Origin of the sequence: Maridesulfovibrio sp. (assembly GCF_963678865.1) — a bacterium.
GTDB lineage: Bacteria > Desulfobacterota > Desulfovibrionia > Desulfovibrionales > Desulfovibrionaceae > Maridesulfovibrio.
Genome location: NZ_OY787459.1, coordinates 1,036,268 through 1,056,074, shown reverse-complemented (window position 1 = coordinate 1,056,074; position 19,807 = coordinate 1,036,268). Strand labels below are relative to the sequence as shown.

21 protein-coding genes are annotated in these 19,807 nt (G+C 42.3%); 12 read left to right on the top strand and 9 right to left on the bottom strand.

Annotated features, from left to right (window positions below; translation table 11 throughout):
- Nucleotides 1-17: 17 nt before the first annotated feature.
- The gene (locus ACKU41_RS04785) at nt 18-779 is read left to right on the top strand and encodes a transporter substrate-binding domain-containing protein (protein ID WP_321404398.1); all 762 of its coding nucleotides are present in this window, start codon (nt 18-20) and stop codon (nt 777-779) included.
- 17 nt (nt 780-796) lie between these two features.
- Here the strand turns inward: ACKU41_RS04785 and ACKU41_RS04780 are convergent, their stop codons facing one another.
- The gene (locus tag ACKU41_RS04780; RefSeq protein WP_321404397.1) at nt 797-1,399 is read right to left on the bottom strand and encodes a MarC family protein; all 603 of its coding nucleotides are present in this window, start codon (nt 1,397-1,399) and stop codon (nt 797-799) included.
- A 212-nt stretch (nt 1,400-1,611) separates the two neighbouring features.
- Here ACKU41_RS04780 and ACKU41_RS04775 point away from each other — a divergent pair, with 212 nt between their 5' ends.
- A complete protein-coding gene (locus ACKU41_RS04775; RefSeq protein WP_321404395.1) occupies nt 1,612-2,679 on the top strand; it encodes a glycosyltransferase in 1,068 nt (355 codons plus the stop codon).
- Between the two features lie 178 nt (nt 2,680-2,857).
- Here ACKU41_RS04775 and ACKU41_RS04770 read toward each other — a convergent pair whose 3' ends face one another.
- A complete protein-coding gene (locus tag ACKU41_RS04770) occupies nt 2,858-4,060 on the bottom strand; it encodes a diguanylate cyclase (protein ID WP_321404393.1) in 1,203 nt (400 codons plus the stop codon).
- 361 nt (nt 4,061-4,421) lie between these two features.
- Here ACKU41_RS04770 and ACKU41_RS04765 point away from each other — a divergent pair, with 361 nt between their 5' ends.
- On the top strand, nt 4,422-5,153 hold the full coding sequence (locus tag ACKU41_RS04765) for a hypothetical protein (protein ID WP_321404392.1): 732 nt from the start codon (nt 4,422-4,424) through the stop codon (nt 5,151-5,153).
- 273 nt (nt 5,154-5,426) lie between these two features.
- Here ACKU41_RS04765 and ACKU41_RS04760 read toward each other — a convergent pair whose 3' ends face one another.
- Entirely contained in the window at nt 5,427-6,176 is a 750-nt protein-coding gene (locus ACKU41_RS04760; RefSeq protein WP_321404390.1) for a transporter substrate-binding domain-containing protein, read from the bottom strand.
- 604 nt (nt 6,177-6,780) lie between these two features.
- On the opposite strand from ACKU41_RS04760, the gene ACKU41_RS04755 reads away from it, so the two are divergent.
- Nucleotides 6,781-7,698, top strand: coding sequence for a hypothetical protein (locus ACKU41_RS04755; protein WP_319780236.1), 918 nt, complete (start codon nt 6,781-6,783; stop codon nt 7,696-7,698).
- A gap of 83 nt (nt 7,699-7,781) precedes the next feature.
- Entirely contained in the window at nt 7,782-8,378 is a 597-nt protein-coding gene (locus tag ACKU41_RS04750) for a transglutaminase family protein (RefSeq protein ID WP_321404387.1), read from the top strand.
- 68 nt (nt 8,379-8,446) lie between these two features.
- Here the strand turns inward: ACKU41_RS04750 and ACKU41_RS04745 are convergent, their stop codons facing one another.
- Both ACKU41_RS04745 and ACKU41_RS04740 read right to left on the bottom strand, forming a co-directional pair.
- Nucleotides 8,447-8,869, bottom strand: a complete 423-nt coding sequence (locus ACKU41_RS04745) for a GNAT family N-acetyltransferase (RefSeq protein ID WP_321404386.1) — start codon at nt 8,867-8,869, stop codon at nt 8,447-8,449.
- Nucleotides 8,870-8,937: 68 nt separating this feature from the next.
- Nucleotides 8,938-9,552, bottom strand: coding sequence for a LysE family translocator (locus ACKU41_RS04740; RefSeq protein ID WP_321404385.1), 615 nt, complete (start codon nt 9,550-9,552; stop codon nt 8,938-8,940).
- Nucleotides 9,553-9,874: 322 nt separating this feature from the next.
- Between ACKU41_RS04740 and ACKU41_RS04735 the strand changes: the two genes are divergently transcribed.
- Nucleotides 9,875-10,672: a ZIP family metal transporter gene (locus ACKU41_RS04735; RefSeq protein ID WP_394700734.1), complete on the top strand. Its 798-nt coding sequence runs from the start codon at nt 9,875-9,877 to the stop codon at nt 10,670-10,672.
- Nucleotides 10,673-10,880: 208 nt separating this feature from the next.
- Here the strand turns inward: ACKU41_RS04735 and ACKU41_RS04730 are convergent, their stop codons facing one another.
- From ACKU41_RS04730 to ACKU41_RS04720, 3 genes are all read right to left on the bottom strand, one after another.
- Nucleotides 10,881-11,294, bottom strand: a complete 414-nt coding sequence (locus ACKU41_RS04730; protein WP_321404384.1) for a GFA family protein — start codon at nt 11,292-11,294, stop codon at nt 10,881-10,883.
- A gap of 314 nt (nt 11,295-11,608) precedes the next feature.
- The gene (locus ACKU41_RS04725; RefSeq protein ID WP_319780226.1) at nt 11,609-11,872 is read right to left on the bottom strand and encodes a type II toxin-antitoxin system ParD family antitoxin; all 264 of its coding nucleotides are present in this window, start codon (nt 11,870-11,872) and stop codon (nt 11,609-11,611) included.
- A 31-nt stretch (nt 11,873-11,903) separates the two neighbouring features.
- The gene (locus ACKU41_RS04720) at nt 11,904-12,065 is read right to left on the bottom strand and encodes a hypothetical protein (protein WP_321404383.1); all 162 of its coding nucleotides are present in this window, start codon (nt 12,063-12,065) and stop codon (nt 11,904-11,906) included.
- A gap of 181 nt (nt 12,066-12,246) precedes the next feature.
- On the opposite strand from ACKU41_RS04720, the gene ACKU41_RS04715 reads away from it, so the two are divergent.
- Nucleotides 12,247-13,521 (top strand): RelA/SpoT domain-containing protein, encoded by a 1,275-nt coding sequence (locus tag ACKU41_RS04715; RefSeq protein ID WP_321404380.1) that lies wholly within the window; start codon nt 12,247-12,249, stop codon nt 13,519-13,521.
- A 55-nt stretch (nt 13,522-13,576) separates the two neighbouring features.
- Here ACKU41_RS04715 and ACKU41_RS04710 read toward each other — a convergent pair whose 3' ends face one another.
- Nucleotides 13,577-14,179 carry a nucleoside triphosphate pyrophosphatase gene (locus ACKU41_RS04710; RefSeq protein ID WP_321404378.1) on the bottom strand — a complete coding sequence of 201 codons (603 nt, stop codon included), beginning with the start codon at nt 14,177-14,179 and terminating at the stop codon, nt 13,577-13,579.
- 158 nt (nt 14,180-14,337) lie between these two features.
- Here ACKU41_RS04710 and ACKU41_RS04705 point away from each other — a divergent pair, with 158 nt between their 5' ends.
- From ACKU41_RS04705 to ACKU41_RS04685, 5 genes are all read left to right on the top strand, one after another.
- A complete protein-coding gene (locus tag ACKU41_RS04705; RefSeq protein ID WP_321404377.1) occupies nt 14,338-15,294 on the top strand; it encodes an MBL fold metallo-hydrolase in 957 nt (318 codons plus the stop codon).
- Between the two features lie 240 nt (nt 15,295-15,534).
- On the top strand, nt 15,535-16,266 hold the full coding sequence (locus tag ACKU41_RS04700; protein WP_319780219.1) for an OmpA family protein: 732 nt from the start codon (nt 15,535-15,537) through the stop codon (nt 16,264-16,266).
- Nucleotides 16,266-17,135 carry a MotA/TolQ/ExbB proton channel family protein gene (locus tag ACKU41_RS04695; RefSeq protein WP_321404376.1) on the top strand — a complete coding sequence of 290 codons (870 nt, stop codon included), beginning with the start codon at nt 16,266-16,268 and terminating at the stop codon, nt 17,133-17,135. The genes ACKU41_RS04700 and ACKU41_RS04695 overlap by 1 nt, the downstream gene beginning before the upstream one ends.
- A 235-nt stretch (nt 17,136-17,370) precedes the next feature.
- Nucleotides 17,371-18,327 carry a glucokinase gene (locus ACKU41_RS04690; protein ID WP_321404375.1) on the top strand — a complete coding sequence of 319 codons (957 nt, stop codon included), beginning with the start codon at nt 17,371-17,373 and terminating at the stop codon, nt 18,325-18,327.
- 12 nt (nt 18,328-18,339) lie between these two features.
- A complete protein-coding gene (locus ACKU41_RS04685; protein ID WP_321404373.1) occupies nt 18,340-19,788 on the top strand; it encodes a mercuric reductase in 1,449 nt (482 codons plus the stop codon).
- Nucleotides 19,789-19,807 lie beyond the last annotated feature (19 nt).

Sequence of the window (19,807 nt, the reverse complement as noted above, 5' to 3'; positions counted from 1 at the left end):
TGTGTATGATGTTCAGCGTGAGGTATCAGAATATGCGACTTTTGGCGATTTGTTTTATTGCTGCATTCTTCATATTAAGCACTTCTTTTTCATGTCTCTGTGCTGGAGAAAAATTTCGGGTGATGTTGCACACAGGTTCTTTCCCCCCATACTATTTCCCGGAAAATACCCCCTACACAGGTATTGTCAAAGACGTCTTTAATGCTTTTGCCAAAGAAACCGGGGATACTATTGAGTTTGTGCGTTGTCCGTTCAACCGGTCTCAGCGGAAATTTGATGCAGGTGAAGTAGATATCGAACCAATGTCGAATCCCGCGTGGAGGCAATCTGCAAAAGTTATTGGAGTCTTCAGCAAGCCGTTTGCTGTTTCGGATTCAATAGTTCTTTTTAATGCTGAGAAGGCCGTACCTCATGCTTACCCCAATGAATTACTGGGTAGAACTGTAGGTGTGGTCAGGGGATACGTGTATCCAAAATATGATCCTTACTTTGCTGATGGGCGTATAATTCCACATGTTCTTGAAAATGAGAATAAACTTGTTCAGCTTATTCTTGCAGGTCGTCTCGATCAGGCCCTTATGAATAAGGATTTTGCATTATATCAGATAAAGACAAATGGGCTGGCAGGTAAACTTGTTGTCAGCGAACCGTACGATTCTCCGGCTATGATGATACGATTTCATCCAAGTAAGAAAGATGCAGTTCCGCGTTTCAATAAAGCAATTGATAAATTATTGAAGGATGGAACAATTAAAAAAATTTATGACAGCTACCACTAGTCATACATTGTCCCTCTCTACTTCGAGAATTCATTTATACCGCTGAGGATAAATTGAATTCCCATGGCGATAATCAATACTCCCATATAGCTGGAAATTATCTCCCGCATTCCGCTTTTCTTGTTTTCTACTTTTGAAAATTTTGCTGCAGACAGTAGTGCAGCCGCTAGAACTACAAGTGCAACTGCCACCCCGGCAACTGCCGTTACGGGCATGTCGTGCCTGTTGTGCGTGGCTGCAATTGTTATTACCGCGGTAATAGTTCCGGGACTGGCTGCAAAAAGTATGAGTGGGGATAATGATATGTCTTTACTGTCTCTGGTAGCTATAGCACTTGGTGCATTACGGTCTGGTGTAAGCATATTTGCACCGATCCACGCAAGAATACCACCGCCTGCACAGGAAAAAGCTGCCATGGATATGCCGAGGTTTTTTAATACAGCCATGCCGAAAAAAGCTGATGCGAATAGCACTGCGCCTGTTGCTGTAAGCGCCTTCAGTGCTTCCTTTACTTTTTGCTCAGGCGGTATCCCGGATACACAGTCAGTGAAGATTTCCATGCATACCAGTGGGTTGATCAGGGCAAGTATTGTTACTACTGCTTGAATGTATTCTTTCATAATTATATCTGTACAAGGATTTGTCAGTTACAACAATCCCCGGCTCGCCTCAGCATGTTCAAACAGGTTTCTCATCTGGAAAATCTTGCCGCGTCCGTTGATATCGGTTAAAAAGCTCCAGTTTCAGGAACAGCAGAATTTTTAAACAAATTTATTTTCATTAAATGATTTACATATCAAGTTTAGGTAGTTCTTTATATTAGGTGGAAAATATGAATATTGCGTTTGTAAACTCTACCCATAAATGGGGTGGAGTAAAATCATGGGTCGTAAGTTTCGCGGAACAGCTTAAACTTCGCGGAAACAATGTTTATATCTGGGGCAGGCAGCCTGCATTCGTGGAGAAATGCCGGGATAAGGCAGGACACGGAGAAAAAACATGGTTCGGTCCTGATTTTAATCCAGTTGCAATTGCTAAATTTATTTATGAATTTAAAATCAAAAAGATAGATGCAGTAATTATTAATGTAGGTAAGGATCTCACCACTGCCGGTGTTGCAGCAAAGATTCTGGGTATCCCCTTGATTCAAAGGATAGGTTTACCGGAAGATATCCCTTACACCAAAAAAGTTGATTTTTTGCACAACTGGATCAAACCGCATTTTTTATGTCCTTGTGAATATATACGTGACGGCTTTGTGGACAGTCTTCCATATATAAAAAAGGAAGATACCGAAGTTATTTTGAATGGAAAGATTTATTCCGAGCACGAACTTACAGTGAACAGGCCGTTGACCTTTATCTGCACTTCTCAGTTGAACAAAGGCAAAGGTCATGAGGATGTGCTCAACGCGCTCGCCAGACTCCGCTTTGATTTCAGGTGCATTATTCTCGGTACCGGAAATATTGAAAAAGAGCTTCATGCTTTATGCAATTCATTGGGATTGTCTGAGAAAATAGAGTGGGTAGGCTTCACCAAAGATGTCTCCGGGTATCTGCGCAGGGCTGATGTGTTTGTGCTGCCTTCATATTTTGAAGGACTGCCCAATACTCTGCTGGAAGCCATGGCGGAAGGATTGCTCCCTATTTCAAGAGATGTGGGTGGAATTTGTGAAGTCTGGCCTGATTATTTCAATGAGTTCCTGCTGCCGTTTGAATCAGGACCAGCCGAATTTGAAGCAGCCTTTGAAAAGGTGCTTGATATGGCGGATGAGCAGATTCTTACAGCAAAAGAATTAGCCCGCAATAACTGTAAAGAGCATTTTTTTCTGCCAGGAAAAGTTGAAGAACTGGAAAAATGGCTTTTGCATGATGTAATTCGTAATAAAAATAAAAGTTAAGATCAATTTTGCTAACTTATTTATGTGTTTTGGGGTGTTATTTTGATCAATCAATTGTGGTCAAATATATGAAAAGATAAATTGTATGGCTTATGATTTGAATGACATCTTATTATATTTAGTCATATTGATTTGATATACTTGTTGCAGAGTATGATTTCTGTAGGATAGTATTTTACTAAGAACAGTATAATTTAATTTGGTCTTTTCCATTCTCTTTTCCTTTGTACAGATATTGATCAGCTAATTTTATAATAGACTCCGGGGATGTTGTCCTGTCTGGAATAATTGTTGCGATTCCAAAAGTTAAAGTAACAACATCAGCTACCGTAGATGCCTTATGTGGAATGGATTTGGCTTTCAATTTTTTTTGAATTGTTTTTGCGACTTTTTGAGCTCCGGTTGTATCGGTATCCGGTAAAAGTAAAACAAATTCTTCTCCTCCGTATCTTGCAGCAATATCTGAGGGGCGAGAGCCTGAGTCCTTTAAAATTGCGGAAACCTCTTGGATACATTGGTCTCCTGATTGATGTCCGTATGTGTCATTGTATAATTTGAAACAATCGATATCCAGCATGATCAAAGATAAAGAAGATGCTGATCTTTGATGTCGTTTAAATTCTTGTTCCAACTTTTGATTAAAGTATCTTCTGTTGAATAGGTTACTCAGTTCGTCTATGTTGGCTAGTTTCTCTATTTTTGTTTTAGCATCTTTAAGATCTTTTTCCATGCGGTGTGAATTCAAGATCAGTATTGAACATGCACTTGCTACAACACTTATGATAATCATCATTAGGGCTGTTGATTGAAGTGCTCCGGAGTTATTCAAAAATCCTATTTTTTGAGTGCTCAGTATTGTTACAGCAAATCTGAATAATGAAGATATGGTAGATATTACTAGTGCTACAGTTAAAGACCATTCTTGTGTTTTTAATATAGACGGCATCTTTTTTGTGGTAAGGTATAAAGCTTGTCCGAAAAAAAAGGCCATTACCAGACTTAGACCTATTATTCTGGCATGCAGGTCCGGCTTTATGTATGTCCACCATGCAAATCCCAAAAAAAACAGGCCTAAAGCTGCTGCGTTAAGTTTGGATAGTTTCCATTTTATGTTTAAAAAAACAGCTAAGCCTTGGGTGAGCAGGTAAGGCATCAAGATAATCAGAAAGTTTCCAATTACGATTGATACAAAGGCAGGTAGAACTCTTCGCATGGAGACAAGGACAGCGCCTAAGCCGATGCTAACTATCCCTGCTGTCCAGTATTGGAATCCGCGATATGTCTTCCGGGCAAAAGAATAATACGTCATTACCATCGCCAGTGTGAGGCAGACCATAGCCCCCACCAGCAACATTGTTCGCATGTCCAGTTGATCCATCATTGATTAAGTATTTCTGCTACTGTTGGGGTTGAACTTAAACACCTGACTCTTTAATCAAATATCAAATTGTCCGTTTTTTTCCAGTTTAGCAAGAGCTTGGTTGAATTTAGATACGGTTCTCCTAAAAAATATGAGTATTTGCCGAGTCTTTTTTCGTTGAGGCTCTACTTAGGTTACAATGCCACGTCATGGTTGAAAAATTATTTTTAGATATGCTACTGTTTAAGTGCATATTGTGATAAGTACTGTAGTTGAGTATCAAAATATTGAATCTTTAATATTTGTTGAATGTTGCAGTACGCACTGAGGTACTGCATTTAAGATGCAACCCATGAATATCTGTTCTCCGCAGGAGTTTGTTATGGCCGCAAAATATGACAGATCAATCAAAATGTTTGATGAGGCTTATGCTCCAGAAACTTTAGATCGAATAGTAAATAGCAAAAAAATTAATTCTGGAAAATTTTTAACTCAAGCTCATGCAGGGTCGTACATGCTGCAGATGCAGACGATACATAGGATACCAGATGTTCGGTCAGTTTTTGAGCTAGGCCCTGGTGAACATTTTTGTGCTAATAATATGCGTAATATTGGTTATGATTATACTACATTCGATTTTGAGAAAACTCATAATCCAACTATTGTTGGCGATTGGAACACTTTTGATGTAAAGAGTCACCCTCGAAAATATGACATCTGTTGTGCATTTCAAGTTCTTGAACATTTTTCTTGGTCTAGTTTTAAGTTAAATTTGATGAAATTATCTTTATTGAGCAAGAAGTACATTTTCATAAGTCTTCCCTATTCTTGTTATGGTTCTAGAGTTCATGTTGTGTCACAAAAAAGACAGAATGTTCTAAAAGAGAGCGTTCATGAAGATTTTTATCCTACTAATTTGCCGCAACGAAAATACCGAAAAGAATATATAGAAGAATTTCCGTGGGCAGTTCATTATTGGGAAATTGGTCGCGAAGGGATATCTTTAGATACAGTATTCGATGTTTGTACCCAATGTTCTTTTGATATCCTTAGTGCTTTTCATTCGCCAAATCCTTATCATTATTTTATTCTGATGCAAATTAGAGATATGTAAAATTTTACTGTAAGTGATATGGTCTTTTAAATAATCAGAATGAGTTGTTTAGCTATAATTTAATAATTTCAGTTTCAAGAACGCAACGTATTAATGTTTTGAGAATGGTAATAGATCTTTACTATACGATGTTTTTATTTTTAATAAATGACAGTACTTAATTGTACAACTGAAATGTATCCCTGTAGCTAATATAAAATATAATTAAACTTATTTGATGTGTGTGGGAGTCTTCTGCGCTGAATTATTGACATTAGCTTGCCAAGGCCAAACTCATTTTAAATATTTATTAATTATTTCTTCTCTGAGACCTGTTGCTATTATTTCGTCTAGAGATTTCTGTATCATTGTGATGATTGCATCTGGAGTATTTTTATTTGCTACCATGTAATAACCGCCTTCATCAGATAGCATATACACTTTTTCAAGTTCTGAATATTTAAGCCCCAACAGTTTCATTTGATAGGCTAAATCTAAAGGATCGCCCGGGATGAGATCAATTCGTTTTTTGAAGAGCATTTTCAATAATTGATCTGACTTGCTGACTAAGTAGTAGTCTCCTTCATGAAAGCCATGGGTGATAAAAAATTGTTCAACAGAGCCGCCTGAAAGAGCTCCAGTATGATATTTCTTAATATCTTCTACTCCAGCAATATGTATGTCTGTCCTTCTTTTCAATTTGAAAAGGTATACTTTTCTGGGGTGTAGGGGACCAATCCATGCAAACATATTTTCGCGTTGCGGAATACGTGCCACTGTATAGAGCATTGTGTTTGGATTTTTTTGTACTGTAATTAAGGCTCGTTTAAATGGATATAATACAAGTTCGTAATTAAGCTTGGTCTTTTGTAATGCTGCCTCTACCAGTTCCGTACTTATTCCGACAATTTTATTATTTATCTTAAAGTTATATGGAGGCCATGTATCTACCAGAATAGTTATTTTTTTAGCTTTTGCACTTACTGCAAAACAAAGCATTAAAACTACTATTAAGATTATGATTAATGTTTGCTTGCGGATCATTTTTTGTCCTTAGATTGAGACATGTTATCAAAATAATAACCAGTTTTATGTGTTCATGGTAGATTATTCGTATTAAAAAGTTGATTAATGATCACTGCACAAGCGGATAAATAATTGACTGGCAAGTGTTAGTTTTGGTTATTTTAGATTTTGCATTATTTTAGCACTTCAACAGCTTTGCGGCAATAAACAGCGACAAAAATTTCCTTGCTCATTCCGCGCATGTATAGCACTTCCCTAAAGGCGCGTCTCAATTCTCAGTGATAAAGGTTTCCGACCCCATTGATCAAAAACAGTATTTCATTTTTGGTTTAGCCGGAGGTTGTACGGGAAGAATCTGTTTGAGCCATATATATTCGTATGCTGTTGATAGATGTAACAGATTTGATTTTGATGGGATTATCTAAATAATGCGTATTTTTAACAACCCGTATTGCGTAATTTGTTTTTACTTAATGCATCACATATGCTTAAATTTTTGCTGCGACAAACAGGTTTTCTCGCATTGAACATTCACATGTAATTGGCAGCTGAATACATCTGCTGCCGCAAAATTTTGTAAAAGCTAAAATCATCTGACCTTGCTGTCAGCCGTTATATATAAATGTCTGATTTTAAATTTATTTTTTTCGCTATTCTATGCTTTTTTTTATGCCCACAGCCTGCTGCAGGAATAGGGCTGGGACCTGTCGGACTTGTTGATGACGCTTTAATGGATACTCCTACCAAGTTTAAAAAGAAGCCCTATATTACAGTCTCTTCCTCTTATGCATTGCCGGCTTCTTTTGCCAATTCCTCCGGTAAGGTCAGTGTTGTGCGTAACACGATCAAAGCAGGGTACTCCATTTTTGAGTTAACATACGGAGTCTCCAATTTTTTATGGGAAGACGCGGGTGAGTTTTCACAGCAGATCAGCGGAGGAGAGAGTTCCAACCCTCCTTTTGAAAATCTGCAGGATCTAACCCTAGAGGCACATCTGGCTAACGGTAGATTTTACAAGGACTGGATATATTGGCTTGATTGCACTGCCACCTCAGCTTTTGAAAAAAATCTCCCCGGAGCTTTGGGGCTTGGTCTGCAGGGAGGACTTGCTTACGATTTGTGGAAAGGCTCTATTCTGGGCGGCGGAGTTAAAGCCGTCGCTGTCAGCCCGATTAATGATGAGCTTTTCGGGGATATTGAATTGGGATTAGTCCTTTCCGTATCGTATGAAGCCATTGCCGAGACCCTTAAGATGATCGGGGTGGAAATGGGCGATGGCAAAAAGAAAACCATAGGAATGACCGTGGCCATGTCCGGGTCAAATAAAATTTATGAAACTGATGGCTTTGTAAAAGAAACTCAATCAAAGTTCGCTCTGTATCTTGATTATTCTCCCTATGATAATTGGACTTTATCAATCGGGCCGGAATATATCTATGACCGGAGTTATACTTTTTACAGCAGCAACGGACGCAAATTATCGGCACAGGATTTGGGTGACTCGTTTGGGGGACTTGTCAAATTTATGTGGCGGTTCTAGTCTGTTTTTTGTGCTTATTTGCCTAATTCTGTGCAGAATATTTGAGTAACGTGATTTAATTTTTCATTTCAGGGTGTATGAATATGGATTTGAAAATGATGAAGCAGTATTTGAAATGCTCAAAGTATATTGATTATAGTGACAGTGGGGTGTTACGCCTTTTGGAGTCACTTGAGTTATCAGGTTTGGAAGACGAATATGTTGCAAAAAAATGTTTCGAGTGGGTTCGTGATAACATCAAACACAGTGCTGATTATAAAATGAACCCGGTAACATGTAAGGCTTCGGATGTCCTCCGGCATAGAACGGGTTATTGCTTTGCCAAGAGTCATCTTTTGGTTGCTCTCCTCAGAGCTTCTGAAATTCCAGCTGGGCTTTGCTATCAGCGTTTGAGTCTTGCGGGTGGTGGAGCACCGTTTTGTCTGCATGGTTTTGTTGCAGTGCATTTAAATAAGTATGGTTGGTATAGAATAGATCCTCGGGGGAATAAAGCAGGTGTTGACGCACAATTTAATCCTCCGATTGAACAACTGGCTTTTACAACGTTATTAAAAGAAGAAGCCGTTTTACCTGAAATCTGGCCTGAGCCTCATCCTCTTGTCGTTCAAGTGTTGGAAAAGTATAATACTTATGATGCCGTGTATGAAAATTTACCGGATATAGAAATTATTTCTTCTTGATATGTGAGATGTCCTTTTGCTTATCCAGAAGATCCAAATTTTGGTCCTGTACACAAGGGTGTGGTGATTTATTCAATAAAGCCTTTCTCGCGCATACTTTCTTCTGTGACAAATTTTGCCATACCCGTCTTCATTCGTCTGAATCCTTGTTTCTCGTAAAATCCTTCTTTCCCCGGGGCTGCATAAAGAAGAACATTACAACCTTCAAGTTGCTTTAGAATGTGCTCCATTATAAGCGAGCCAATCTTCTGCCCCTGATACTCAGGAAGAACAGCGCAATCGTATATGGCAGCCTGATATGCTCCATCTGAGATAGCTCTGCCAAACCCAATCATTTTGTCATTATCGAATATAAAAACAGTCGTATGGCTGGCTTGGAAGGCCTTTGCGTGAATTTCAGGAGTATAGTGGGCCATCCCAACTTTTTTGAGTATGCCGGCTAAGTGATTCCAATCTATTCCATTACAGCTATATTTTATTTCAATGCTCATTGGTTTTCCTCTTGTTTAGTTGTATTTTATAACCGAGGTGTATTGAGTGGGCGGTTGTGAAGTCAAATTTACTGTTCGGTCATCGCAAGCTTGAGTCCGATAGTAGCGAATACAATAGCGAAAGAGCGTTGCATCCAGCTGATAATATTGGGAGATCGAGTTACATATTTGCGCACACTGGTGGCAGATAGTCCATAAAGAACGAACACTATAAGCGTCATGAGCATAAAAATCAGACTCAATATGATCAGGTTTAGAGTTGGGGATACAGCGTTTTCCGGTACAAATAGGGGTAGGAAAGCAAGAAAGAAAATTGAAAGTTTCGGGTTAAGTATATTGATCAGGAACCCGCGTTTGGCAATTTGGAGCAGGCGTTGATTTCCATTTGATTCATTGAATTTCAGGGTCCCTTTTTCTTGCCATGTCGCCCATGCCAGATAAAGAAGATAGGCTGCTCCGGCATATTTAACTATTTGAAAGCCTATTGCGCTTACGTGGAGGACGGCTGATAAGCCAAGAATGGATGCGACCAAGTGAGGAATGATACCGGCAGTGCAGCCGGCTGCGGCAGCTAAGCTTGCTTTTTTCCCAAGAAAAAGACCGCTTGAGACTGTGTAAATTACACCTGTCCCCGGCACGAGTACAACAACCAATGCCGTCAGTAGGAATTCAAGACTTATCATGCTAGTGCTCCTGATCTATGTGTTTGAGGTCGTTTCAATATAATCATGCATTAAATTAAGGGAAGGATGTCCACCTGAAAAACTTCATACTGAGAACCAGTGTCTCAATAACCCTCGCAATGGTCAATTCGACGGCGTTGATCCAAAATTAACTCAGTAACTATTGTAATTATCGTGTTAATTTATTTTAGGGGAGTTGATCCTGCTGATACCATGGTTTAGCCTATTTTGCTTGATGCGAAATTAAGGCATAGTATTATTAATCTTGCTACTCTGTTTTTAAAATTCCCCGCAGGTCAGGAGGTTGAACGTGGATTATTTTATGGCCCTGTCGCCGGTTATGCAGGCTTTGATAGCTACTTTATTTACATGGGGACTAACCGCTCTAGGCGCAGCGGTGGTCTTCATCGGTAAGGATATCAGTAAACGTACATTAGACATCATGCTCGGTTTTGCCGCCGGGGTGATGATTGCTGCCAGTTACTGGTCGCTACTTGCTCCGGCTATTGAAATGAGTGAGCATATGGGGCCGTTCAAGTTCGTGCCGGCTGCGGTTGGCTTTATCATGGGTGCAGTGTTTTTGCGACTGGTGGATAAATTTTTACCGCACCTGCACATCAACGCCCCACGTTCGGAGGCGGAAGGTATTGAGACCAACTGGAATAGCTCTATCCTGCTGGTTCTCGCCATCACTTTGCATAACATTCCGGAAGGGCTGGCTGTTGGTGTGGCCTTCGGAGCTGTTGGGGCGGGATATGATTCGGCATCCATCGGCGGAGCTATTGCTCTTGCCATGGGTATAGGAATCCAGAATTTCCCGGAGGGAACTGCGGTTTCAGTTCCTCTGCGCCGGATCGGTTTTTCGCGGGCGAAGAGTTTTTTTTACGGGCAGGCTTCAGGGCTTGTGGAGCCCATAGCCGGGGTTATCGGTGCGGCGGCAGTCATTATAGCTAGGCCCATTCTGCCTTATGCGTTGGCTTTTGCCGCCGGAGCAATGATTTTTGTTGTTGTGGAGGAAGTTGTGCCGGAATCACAGGCTTCCGGTTACGGGGACCAAGCGACTATGGGGTGTATTCTCGGGTTCGCGGTGATGATGACTCTTGATGTTGCACTGGGCTAGATGGCTCGCCTTGCCTGTCCACTAGGTGGTTTGACGCACTATTCATGGAATGGAGAATTTTGGCTTTAGCCATTTTTTAATGGCTAAGCCAAAAGTGTGTGGGGACCTGTGAGGGAGTGTCGGTCTACATCCTTGCGAGCGGCAAGTCGACTAAAAAGCCCATTTCTTCGATAGCCGATGCCTTATTATCAAGCATGTTATCCTCTCGTTAACCTTCATTTTCTCCGGGAAGCAGGTCGAACATGGGCAAACTTTCCAGTTCAAAGTCCCAATTGGCTTTATTTGCGATAAATATGTGACCATCCGCTCTAACAGGTATGTCACTGTCTAGGCTGCCCGCTGGAACGACAAGAAGGGTGCCATTCATTTGGATATTAGGAAGAGCCGAGCCGCAAGTGCTGCAAAAACTCTTGATATGCCCAGTTGAATTGAAGTTGAATGTCCTTACTTCCTCTTCCCCGGCAAGCCATCTCAACTTGGCCGTGGAGGAAAACAAATTCGCGGCATGGGAGGATCCGGTGTCTTTACGGCATCGTTCGCAATGACAAAGGAAAAAATTATCAAAATCTCCTTCCACCTCAAAGGCGACCTTGCCGCATAGGCATGTCCCTGTATATTTCATTATGCCTCCTGCTAGTGTTTAGTTTTTTACTGGGGCGTTCCAGCTATAGCTTCGTTTCTATATGGACGATCCCACTTCCCATATAATTGTACGTTTTTTGAAATGGGTAATTCTCAGGCCGGGGCGGATGTCTTCACGTAATGTTCCTCGTTGCGGAAAAGATTTTAACTCTTCGCAATGGTTGATAATGGCATCTGTAAATCCTTATGCCGTTTCGGAGGATACTGCTTTGGCAACATATCTGTATAATTTGACAAGCTGCTCTTCTGCTTCCGGTGAGAAAATTACTGGGTAGGACATCTAAATTTTATGACCTACGCTTCATGTTCTTCAGATAATTTGGCCCGAACCTGATCAAGGCTTTTGCCATGGGATTTATCTTCCTGCATAGCATCGTAAACTGGTGCCACCTGTTCTCTGAGCCACTCATCAACTGCACGGTCGCGTGCCAGCAAAGCCCTTAGTCCATCGCGAATGACTTCGCTTTCAGATGCATATTCGCCTTTGGCAACTTTATCTTTTACCAACTGAGCCATTTCATGGGGCAGCGTAATGCTCATCTGTTTTGTTGATCTCATATTGTCCTCCAGTGATGTGTAGGATTTAATCCTACTCATATGAATAAGACCACGTAATGGTGTTGGCAAGCTGAATTTGAAGTTTTTTATCCATGGCCTGTTCGGTTACATCGATAAGGTTGCCGTTCTCCAACGCCTGTTTCCGGGTATACGAATAGATCATCTTAAACAGTGGATCGCAATGGATTGCCATCATGATTCTCCTTCAAATTTGGGTGGTAAAATTTGGAGGGTATCCTGTGGGGTGGGGGGTTGGCCACGAGGGTGTGGTGTGATCTTGATAATAAAATGTTGGTTTACATTTTATGTAAATAGGGCAATACTTAGTAAATTCTTTAAAAGTAGTGTAACGCATAATTACCACACAGTAAGCTATGAAGATATCTAAGACAAAAATTGATAAGTCCGGCTTGGCTCTATCGAAGGACGTTTATAAAGATGAAGTTGATTATATAGCGCTAGAAGATATTTTTGATGAATATCGCAAAAGACATTTAGGGCCATTAACTGAAATTTCAATGGACTTACAGAGATGGCTAGCGGATTATGAATGTGAGTTCTATATTGCACAGCGATTAAAACGAAAACCACAGATAATCAGTAAGTTACAAAGGTTACATGTCCGCTTGACACAGTTGCAAGATATTGGTGGAGCGAGAATAGTTGTAGAAGATAATGATCAGGTTGAAAAAATATATTCATATCTTCGTGATGAATTAAGAAAGCAAGATAAAATATCAGTAATTAGGGTAAAGGATTATCGAGAAAAAGGTAGAGATACAACGGGGTACCGCGCTTTACATGTGATTCTGTCTCTTGACGGTGTATTTATTGAACTTCAGATTAGAAGTAGGATTCAGCACTACTGGTCTGAGTTGATTGAACGTACTTCCGTTGTGTATGGATTTACTCTTAAAGAGCAGAAAGGAGACCCTGAGGTTATATATTATTTTCAGCAGTTGTCTTCCGCTTTTTATGAGATAGAATCTGGGCGCGATATTACATCAAGTATGCAGATTGGTTTAGAAGAATTTAGAAAAAAAGCAGAAGAAATAATACAGTCTTCAGATAATAAAAGAATTTTTGATAGTTTTATACATGATGATATTTTGAAAACAATGGCATCTCGTGAGAAATCAAGAGGCGTTGGGTTCAAAAATTGGTTAATGATTTTTGATTGGAATTCAGGATCGTTTATAGATTGGTCCGATGTGGGAAGGGACATTGATGAAGCTGTAAATACGTACGTTAAGGCTGAAAGTCAGTACAATCAAGGAGAAGGGTTTGAAGTTGTGTTGATAGGATCATCAAGTGTTGCAACGATAAGACAAACTCACAGTCACTATTTCGGAATAACCCACGGCGACAATATTTTAGAAAATTTAAGTGAATCTGTTCTAGGTTTTTCAAGTAAAATGGATATTGATACCGGGGCTAGAAGAATTCTTTTAGTCTTAAGTAGGAGAAAGCATTGGGGGAGTAAGATAATTACAATACCCACACTCAAGAATCATTTCTGTAATAATGTATTAACCTTTGATAGTTCGCTTGAAGCATTGGCAGAAAAGGAATTAATTACTTACGCTAACTCTAAGACCTCAGTTTCCTTAAATATTGGGCAAAAGGCTCAAATAGAAAGTTATTTATAAACTGTGGGAATCCCGTGGGAACCACCCAAGTAAACCACCCCGAATGTACGATTTTTTACCCATCTCCCGGAACGATAACTCCGTAAGATACTAAGGTTTCTAGCACTTTCGCCAAGGGTAATCCGACCACGTTGGTGTATGATCCGCAGATTCCTTTGACTAGAAAGGCTCCCTGCCCCTGAATAGCGTAGGCTCCGGCTTTGTCGTCCGGTTCTCCGGTGGCGGCGTAGGACCGTACTGCAGGGTCATTGAATTCGATGAATTCAACTTCCGTAGATACGGCGTAGCTTATTCTTTCCCCGTCTGGCGAGATAAGGGCACATCCACTGATAACTTTATGTTTGCGTCCGCATAGGGACTTAACCATCTGATATGCTTCTTCGCGATGCTTGGGTTTACCTAGGATTTCCATGTCACGAACAACAATAGTGTCCGAGCCGAGTATATACGCTCCCTTGTTGCTAGCGGCTACGTTTTCTGCTTTTAATTCGGCCATTTTGATTGCGTAATCTTCCGGGTCCTGACCGGGGAGCGGGGCAGGCTCGTCACAGGTTGCGGGGGTGATTTTAAACTCAAGACCGGCAGATTGAAGCAGGTCCTTGCGGCGTGGTGAGCCGGAGCCGAGTATCAATGGTTTGACTGTGCGGTATATGCTCATGATGATTCCTGTTTTGTTGATCTGAAAATATTTTGATAGTTTGAAAATGGTTAAAAGTGAATGGCCTTCATAGGTTTTAAGTTATTTTTTGTATGCTTTTGTTGCCCTTTTGCGCTTCTAAATGTAATAATTAATAAATTACTGAATAGGAGAGCTTAATGAGGGTTTGCATCTGGGGAGCGCGAGGTTCCCTGTCTGCCACATTCAATGCCGAAAGGGCTAGAGCCAAAGTCAAGGCCGCACTGGAGATTGCTGTTGAAAAAGGAATTGATTCAACAACAGATCTTGATGAATTCATTGATAATGAACTCCCTTTTTCTGTCCGAGGTTCATACGGGACCAATACTCCCTGTATTCAGGTAGAAGGGGAAGGGGATGATTACATCATATGTGATTGCGGAACCGGATTGCGTGATTTAGGTAACCGGGTCATGTCTGAGCGGCAAGGTGCTCCCGGAGCTCATTTCCATATTTTCATGTCACATCTGCATTGGGATCATGTTCAGGGCTTTCCGTTCTTTGTTCCGGCCTATATTCCCGGTAACAGGATTTCTTTTTATGGCGGCCATCCCGGAATAGAAAAGGTCCTGCGGGAGCAGCAAAGCGAACCTTGTTTTCCGGTTCATTTTGATAATCTGGGGGCTGAATTTGATTTTATCCGCTTGAAAAGCGGGCAGAAGCTGGATGTGGCCGGAGTAAGTATAGAGATTAAGGCCCAGTATCATCCCGGCGGTTCATTCGGATACCGCTTTGAAAAAGGCGGCAAATCGGCTGTTTACTCTACGGATTGTGAACACAAAAGCGCCACGGCCCTTGCAGATAAAGGGTTTGTAGAATTTTTTAATGAAGCCGACCTGTTAATTATGGATGCCCAGTATTCATTTGCAGAGGCCAACTCAATCAAAGAAGACTGGGGGCATTCCAATAATATCATTGCGGTGGAGCTTTCCGGTATGGCTAAGGTCAAAACCCTTTGCCTTTTCCATCAGGAACCGGTTCTTGATGATTTTCAGCTCCAGAAATTTCTTGAAGATACAAAAGAATTTTCCCAGTTGGCTGAGTACCGGCCTGAGAACATCATCATGGCTCAGGACGGACTGTGCATTGATTTATAGCTGATCTTTAAAGTATATGATTTTCAAAGGACGTTTCCCGTAATCGGGGAACGTCCTTTTTTTCTAATTATCCGTTTATGTCCTGTTTTTGACTTTTTCATTATTTATCTTTTCCTTAAGTAAAAAAAATCTTTCTTAGCCCCCGTAATATACATTGTTTTAGCGATTGGCATTACCCTTGCTTTGAAGTCAGAAGAGAATCACGGGACTAACCCGAACCTTCCGATGACGGAGCATGTTATGAAATTTGATGATCTTAAATGTGAACTTGAACTGATGGAATTTGATTCCGGTGAAGCGGATAATTCCGGCATGAACGGCTGGGCGGTTCCATGGTCCGACCTGATGATGGTGATGTTTGTTCTTTTCGTGGTGCTGTTTATCTACAGCCAGTCCAAGGAGAATATCAAAGTCATCTTCGAGGGTAATGCCAATTCGCAGGTTGCTGTGAACCCTGCGGATGAACTAATTGAAATGATCTCTTTTCACCGTGAAGCCATGTCCAGTTCCGCAAGGGTGGTCATGTCTCCGGAGGACGTGCTTTACCGCAGTGATGACGGTGCGGTGAGCATGAAAGAGGAGAATGGCGAACTTAAGATTGTCATGCGCGGTAATGCCTTTTTCGCTCCGGGGCAAAGCGTCTTTGAGTCCAAGACCCGTCAATATCTTGCCGAAGTGGCTGAGGTTCTTAAAACCAGCACTCACGCTATTCATATCATCGGTCATACTGATGCTTCCGACATTGCCGAAACAGGCCGGGAAAATGTTTTCGAGCTATCCGCAAGGCGGGCCGCAAAGGTGGCTGAGTATCTGATCAATCAGAAATCAATCGATCCGGTACGGATAATTGTCAGCGGTCGTGGCGGTGTAGCTCCCGAATTACCCGGCGATATGGGCAAGGTGGAAGGCAATAACCGCAGGGTCGAAATCATAGTCATAAATACCGACGTTAATGCCCAAGGAGGTATGTAATGAATAAGAAAAATTTAATTGGTGTGGTTGTCGCTTCTGCTGTTTTTGCAGGCAGTTTCTGGCTTAGCGGAGGTGTCGCCCTTTATTGGAATGCCGCAGCCCTTGCAATTGTGCTTTCCGGCCTCGCTGTGGCAGTGTTGCTCAGCTATCCGGTGGAGCAGCTTCAGAATGCTTTCCGGGTGGTGCAGGACAGTTATTCTACTCGTCTTGCCACTCATGAGGAAATTGTGGAAACCCTGCTGGATTTGAGTGTTCGCTCGAAAATGGATGGCATGTTATCCCTTGAAAAAGCAGGAGAGAAAACAACAATTTCATTTTTACGTAATGCGCTCATGCTGCTGGTGGATAATTTTGAGGAAGATGAGATTAAGGATTGCCTGAAGACCGAAATGTCATTTTTCAACATGCGCCGAAGTGAATCCGAAAGAGTCTTCCAGTCCATGGCCCGTTTTGCTCCTGCCTTCGGGGTCGCCGGGTCTGTAATCGGACTGATCGGACTGTTGATGGGTATTGATAACCCTGCCATGATTCTTAAACATATTCCGGTAGCTTTTATTTCAACCCTTTACGGAGTAATTTTCAGTAACATGATTTTCGCGCCCATGGCTGAAACTGTGCGTTGCCGGACCCGTAACGAGCTGATTAATCAGAAAATGATTCTTGATGGCGTAATTGCAATTAAAAATGAACAGAATCCCTACAAGCTGGAACGTAAACTTGGTGCTTTTTTGGATGTTGATGATCGTGAAGAGAAGGCCGAAGCTCTCAGGAATATCACCCGCAAATATATTAAAATGCGCCGGGATGAGAAGAAGTCCAAAGATAAGATTCTTCATGAAGTCCCTTTGGTTAAGGCCAAGGCTTCCTAGCTCATTAAAAAATCTCTTAGGCATAATTGAATAAACAGCCCGGTGCGGCGTCCTGTAATGGGGCAGTCCGCCCGGGCTTTTTGGTGTCTATTTTATGACACCAACAGCTTAGCCTGAAATCTATTATTCATGTGAAAACTGTGTAGAGCACATTTATTAATTCTTATTAATGTATTAGAATTCAGTCAGGTTGTTTGGAACCGTTTGTTAAATTTTAGAGCAGGGGATTGCTGTAATGGGTCTTGTTCTTGCCGTTGATATTGGTGGCACAAACAGCAGGTTTGCTGCATTTGAGTCTGGTCCGGGCCATAAGCTGGTCATGAAAGAAACCGTCTGGCTTTCCAGTGTGGAAGCCCGCAGCTTTGACCATCTTATGGAAATGTTGGCTGAAAGCGATTTTTCGTATGTGCCTTCAGATTTTGACGTTGCAGTTATTGCCGTGGCAGGCCCTGTGGTTGGCGGGGTTTACTGTAACGTGACTAATGTGGACTGGGAAGTTGATTTTCGTGAAGGTTATAAGAAATACGGCTTTCGCGCTGCCGTACTGATCAATGATTTTGCGGCACAGGCCTATGCCTGCCGTACTGCGGCGGTTGAAGGTTGCCGGATTATTCATGATGTTGAGATTTCACCTATCGGAACAGTCGGGGTAATCGGTGCCGGAACCGGGCTGGGGCATTGCGCACTGGTTCCTGTTCCTGTTTCGGAACTGGGCTATGTGCCTGTCCCGTCCGAAGCAGGACACATCAGCTTCCCGTGCCAGACAGCCGATGAATTGGATTTTTGTAGATTTGTCATGGATAAACGCAAAATTTCTTATTGTTGCGGTGATGAGGTGCTTACCGGTCGCGGTCTGAACATGTTACACCTTTTTTTAACCGGAGAAGACCTTGAGCCGAGCAAAGTGGCCGAGAAAATGAAGCAGGGCGGAAAAACACTTGAATGGTATTCCCGGTTTACCGCTCGTTGCTGTCGAAACTACGCTATCAGCGTCTGCGCTACCGGGGGACTTTACATTGCAGGGGGGATCGTGGCCAAGAACCCCTTTGTGGTTGAGCAACCTGTGTTCATGGATGAATTTCTCGATTCCAGTTCCATGGGCGATTTTTTGAAACAGATACCTGTTTTTTTGAATGATAATCAGGAGAGCGGCCTTTACGGTGCTGCTTTGCGGGGTGTGCTGTACGTTTAAGGTGGAAAAATAATGGCTTCATACGATTTTGATCTCGGCGTGATCGGCGGTGGGGCTGCCGGATTGACAGTTGCTGCCGGTGCCTCGCAATTAGGGGTGAAGGTGCTGCTTATTGATAAGGATGAGCGGCTTGGCGGGGATTGCCTGCACTATGGCTGTGTTCCCAGCAAAACTTTGATCCGCACAGCTCGGGTGCGTCATCTAATGGGCCGGGCCGGAGATTTCGGTTTGCCTGAGGTCGAATTGCCCCCGGTGGATTACTCTCAGGTTGTTCAACGTATTAACGAAGTAATAGCTGAGATTCAAGTTCACGATTCCGTGGAACGGTTTAACTCGTTGGGAGTTGAAGTCCGTTTCGGCAAAGTTTATTTTATTGATGCTCATTCCGTTTCCCTGAATGGGCGAAATGTTTCAGCCCGTTCATGGGTTGTCGCTACCGGATCATCTCCTGCGGTTCCGCTAATTAAAGGTTTGGATGAAGTTCCTTATTTGACCAATGTGGATCTTTTTTCACTGCCGGAGTTGCCGCAGTCTCTTATCGTGCTCGGAGGGGGACCAATCGCTGTGGAAATGGCACAGTCTTTCCAGCGTCTTGGGAGCGAAGTTACGGTTGTGCAGCGCAGTAATCAGATACTCAGCCGTGAAGATGAGGATATGGCCCGCTATGTAATGGACGGAATGGCAGACGATGGAGTGCGCTTTATTCTTGGTTCGACGATTGAGGACGTCCGTAATGTTGATAGTGGTGTTGAGGTTCATTTGAAGTCGGGCGGTGAGAGCATAACTGTTTCAGCTTCCAAATTGCTTCTGGCTATGGGCCGCAGTTCCAATACAACAGGGCTGGGGCTGGATAAGATTGGTGTTGAGCTGGCTCATGGTTCTATTACGGTGGACGCACGAATGCGTTCATCAGTATCAAATATTTATGCTGCCGGAGATGTGACCGGGAAATACCGTTTTACCCACGCTGCGGGCTACGAGGGAGGCATTGTAATCTCCAATGCGGTTTTTCATTTACCGCGCAAGGCTGATTATACATGGCTGCCTTGGTGTACTTATACAGACCCGGAACTTGCCAGTGTGGGAATGAATGAAAAAGCAGCGCATAAGGCAGGCATCAAGTATAAAACCGTAATCGAAGAATTTTCCACCTGTGACCGTGCTTTGGCCGAAGGAGAAGGACGGGGGCTGATAAAGCTGTTGCTGAACGAGAAAGGCAAACCCATCGGTTGTCAGCTTGCGGCGGTTCATGCCGGGGAACTGCTTTCCGAGTGGATTGCGGTATTAAACGGCAGGGTCGGTCTTTCAACTCTTGCCGGGGCTGTCCATCCTTACCCGACATTATCTGAAATGAATAAAAAGGTTGCCGGAAAGTTGTTGGGAGAAAAGCTGTTCTCAGATAAGATTCGAAAAATATTGAAGTTATTTTTTGCATATAGAGGGTCGGAAGTGGGCGTCTAGGATGATTTTATTGCCGCAA

Bases quoted from the DNA above. Each gene is read 5' to 3' on its own strand.
- ACKU41_RS04780 (WP_321404397.1), bottom strand. From the start codon at position 1,399: ATGAAAGAATACATTCAAGCAGTAGTAACAATACTTGCCCTGATCAAC.
- ACKU41_RS04775 (WP_321404395.1), top strand. From the start codon at position 1,612: ATGAATATTGCGTTTGTAAACTCTACCCATAAATGGGGTGGAGTAAAA.
- ACKU41_RS04770 (WP_321404393.1), bottom strand. From the start codon at position 4,060: ATGATGGATCAACTGGACATGCGAACAATGTTGCTGGTGGGGGCTATG.
- ACKU41_RS04765 (WP_321404392.1), top strand. From the start codon at position 4,422: ATGGCCGCAAAATATGACAGATCAATCAAAATGTTTGATGAGGCTTAT.
- ACKU41_RS04760 (WP_321404390.1), bottom strand. From the start codon at position 6,176: ATGATCCGCAAGCAAACATTAATCATAATCTTAATAGTAGTTTTAATG.
- ACKU41_RS04755 (WP_319780236.1), top strand. From the start codon at position 6,781: ATGTCTGATTTTAAATTTATTTTTTTCGCTATTCTATGCTTTTTTTTA.
- ACKU41_RS04750 (WP_321404387.1), top strand. From the start codon at position 7,782: ATGGATTTGAAAATGATGAAGCAGTATTTGAAATGCTCAAAGTATATT.
- ACKU41_RS04745 (WP_321404386.1), bottom strand. From the start codon at position 8,869: ATGAGCATTGAAATAAAATATAGCTGTAATGGAATAGATTGGAATCAC.
- ACKU41_RS04740 (WP_321404385.1), bottom strand. From the start codon at position 9,552: ATGATAAGTCTTGAATTCCTACTGACGGCATTGGTTGTTGTACTCGTG.
- ACKU41_RS04735 (WP_394700734.1), top strand. From the start codon at position 9,875: ATGGCCCTGTCGCCGGTTATGCAGGCTTTGATAGCTACTTTATTTACA.
- ACKU41_RS04730 (WP_321404384.1), bottom strand. From the start codon at position 11,294: ATGAAATATACAGGGACATGCCTATGCGGCAAGGTCGCCTTTGAGGTG.
- ACKU41_RS04725 (WP_319780226.1), bottom strand. From the start codon at position 11,872: ATGAGATCAACAAAACAGATGAGCATTACGCTGCCCCATGAAATGGCT.
- ACKU41_RS04720 (WP_321404383.1), bottom strand. From the start codon at position 12,065: ATGGCAATCCATTGCGATCCACTGTTTAAGATGATCTATTCGTATACC.
- ACKU41_RS04715 (WP_321404380.1), top strand. From the start codon at position 12,247: ATGAAGATATCTAAGACAAAAATTGATAAGTCCGGCTTGGCTCTATCG.
- ACKU41_RS04710 (WP_321404378.1), bottom strand. From the start codon at position 14,179: ATGAGCATATACCGCACAGTCAAACCATTGATACTCGGCTCCGGCTCA.
- ACKU41_RS04705 (WP_321404377.1), top strand. From the start codon at position 14,338: ATGAGGGTTTGCATCTGGGGAGCGCGAGGTTCCCTGTCTGCCACATTC.
- ACKU41_RS04700 (WP_319780219.1), top strand. From the start codon at position 15,535: ATGAAATTTGATGATCTTAAATGTGAACTTGAACTGATGGAATTTGAT.
- ACKU41_RS04695 (WP_321404376.1), top strand. From the start codon at position 16,266: ATGAATAAGAAAAATTTAATTGGTGTGGTTGTCGCTTCTGCTGTTTTT.
- ACKU41_RS04690 (WP_321404375.1), top strand. From the start codon at position 17,371: ATGGGTCTTGTTCTTGCCGTTGATATTGGTGGCACAAACAGCAGGTTT.
- ACKU41_RS04685 (WP_321404373.1), top strand. From the start codon at position 18,340: ATGGCTTCATACGATTTTGATCTCGGCGTGATCGGCGGTGGGGCTGCC.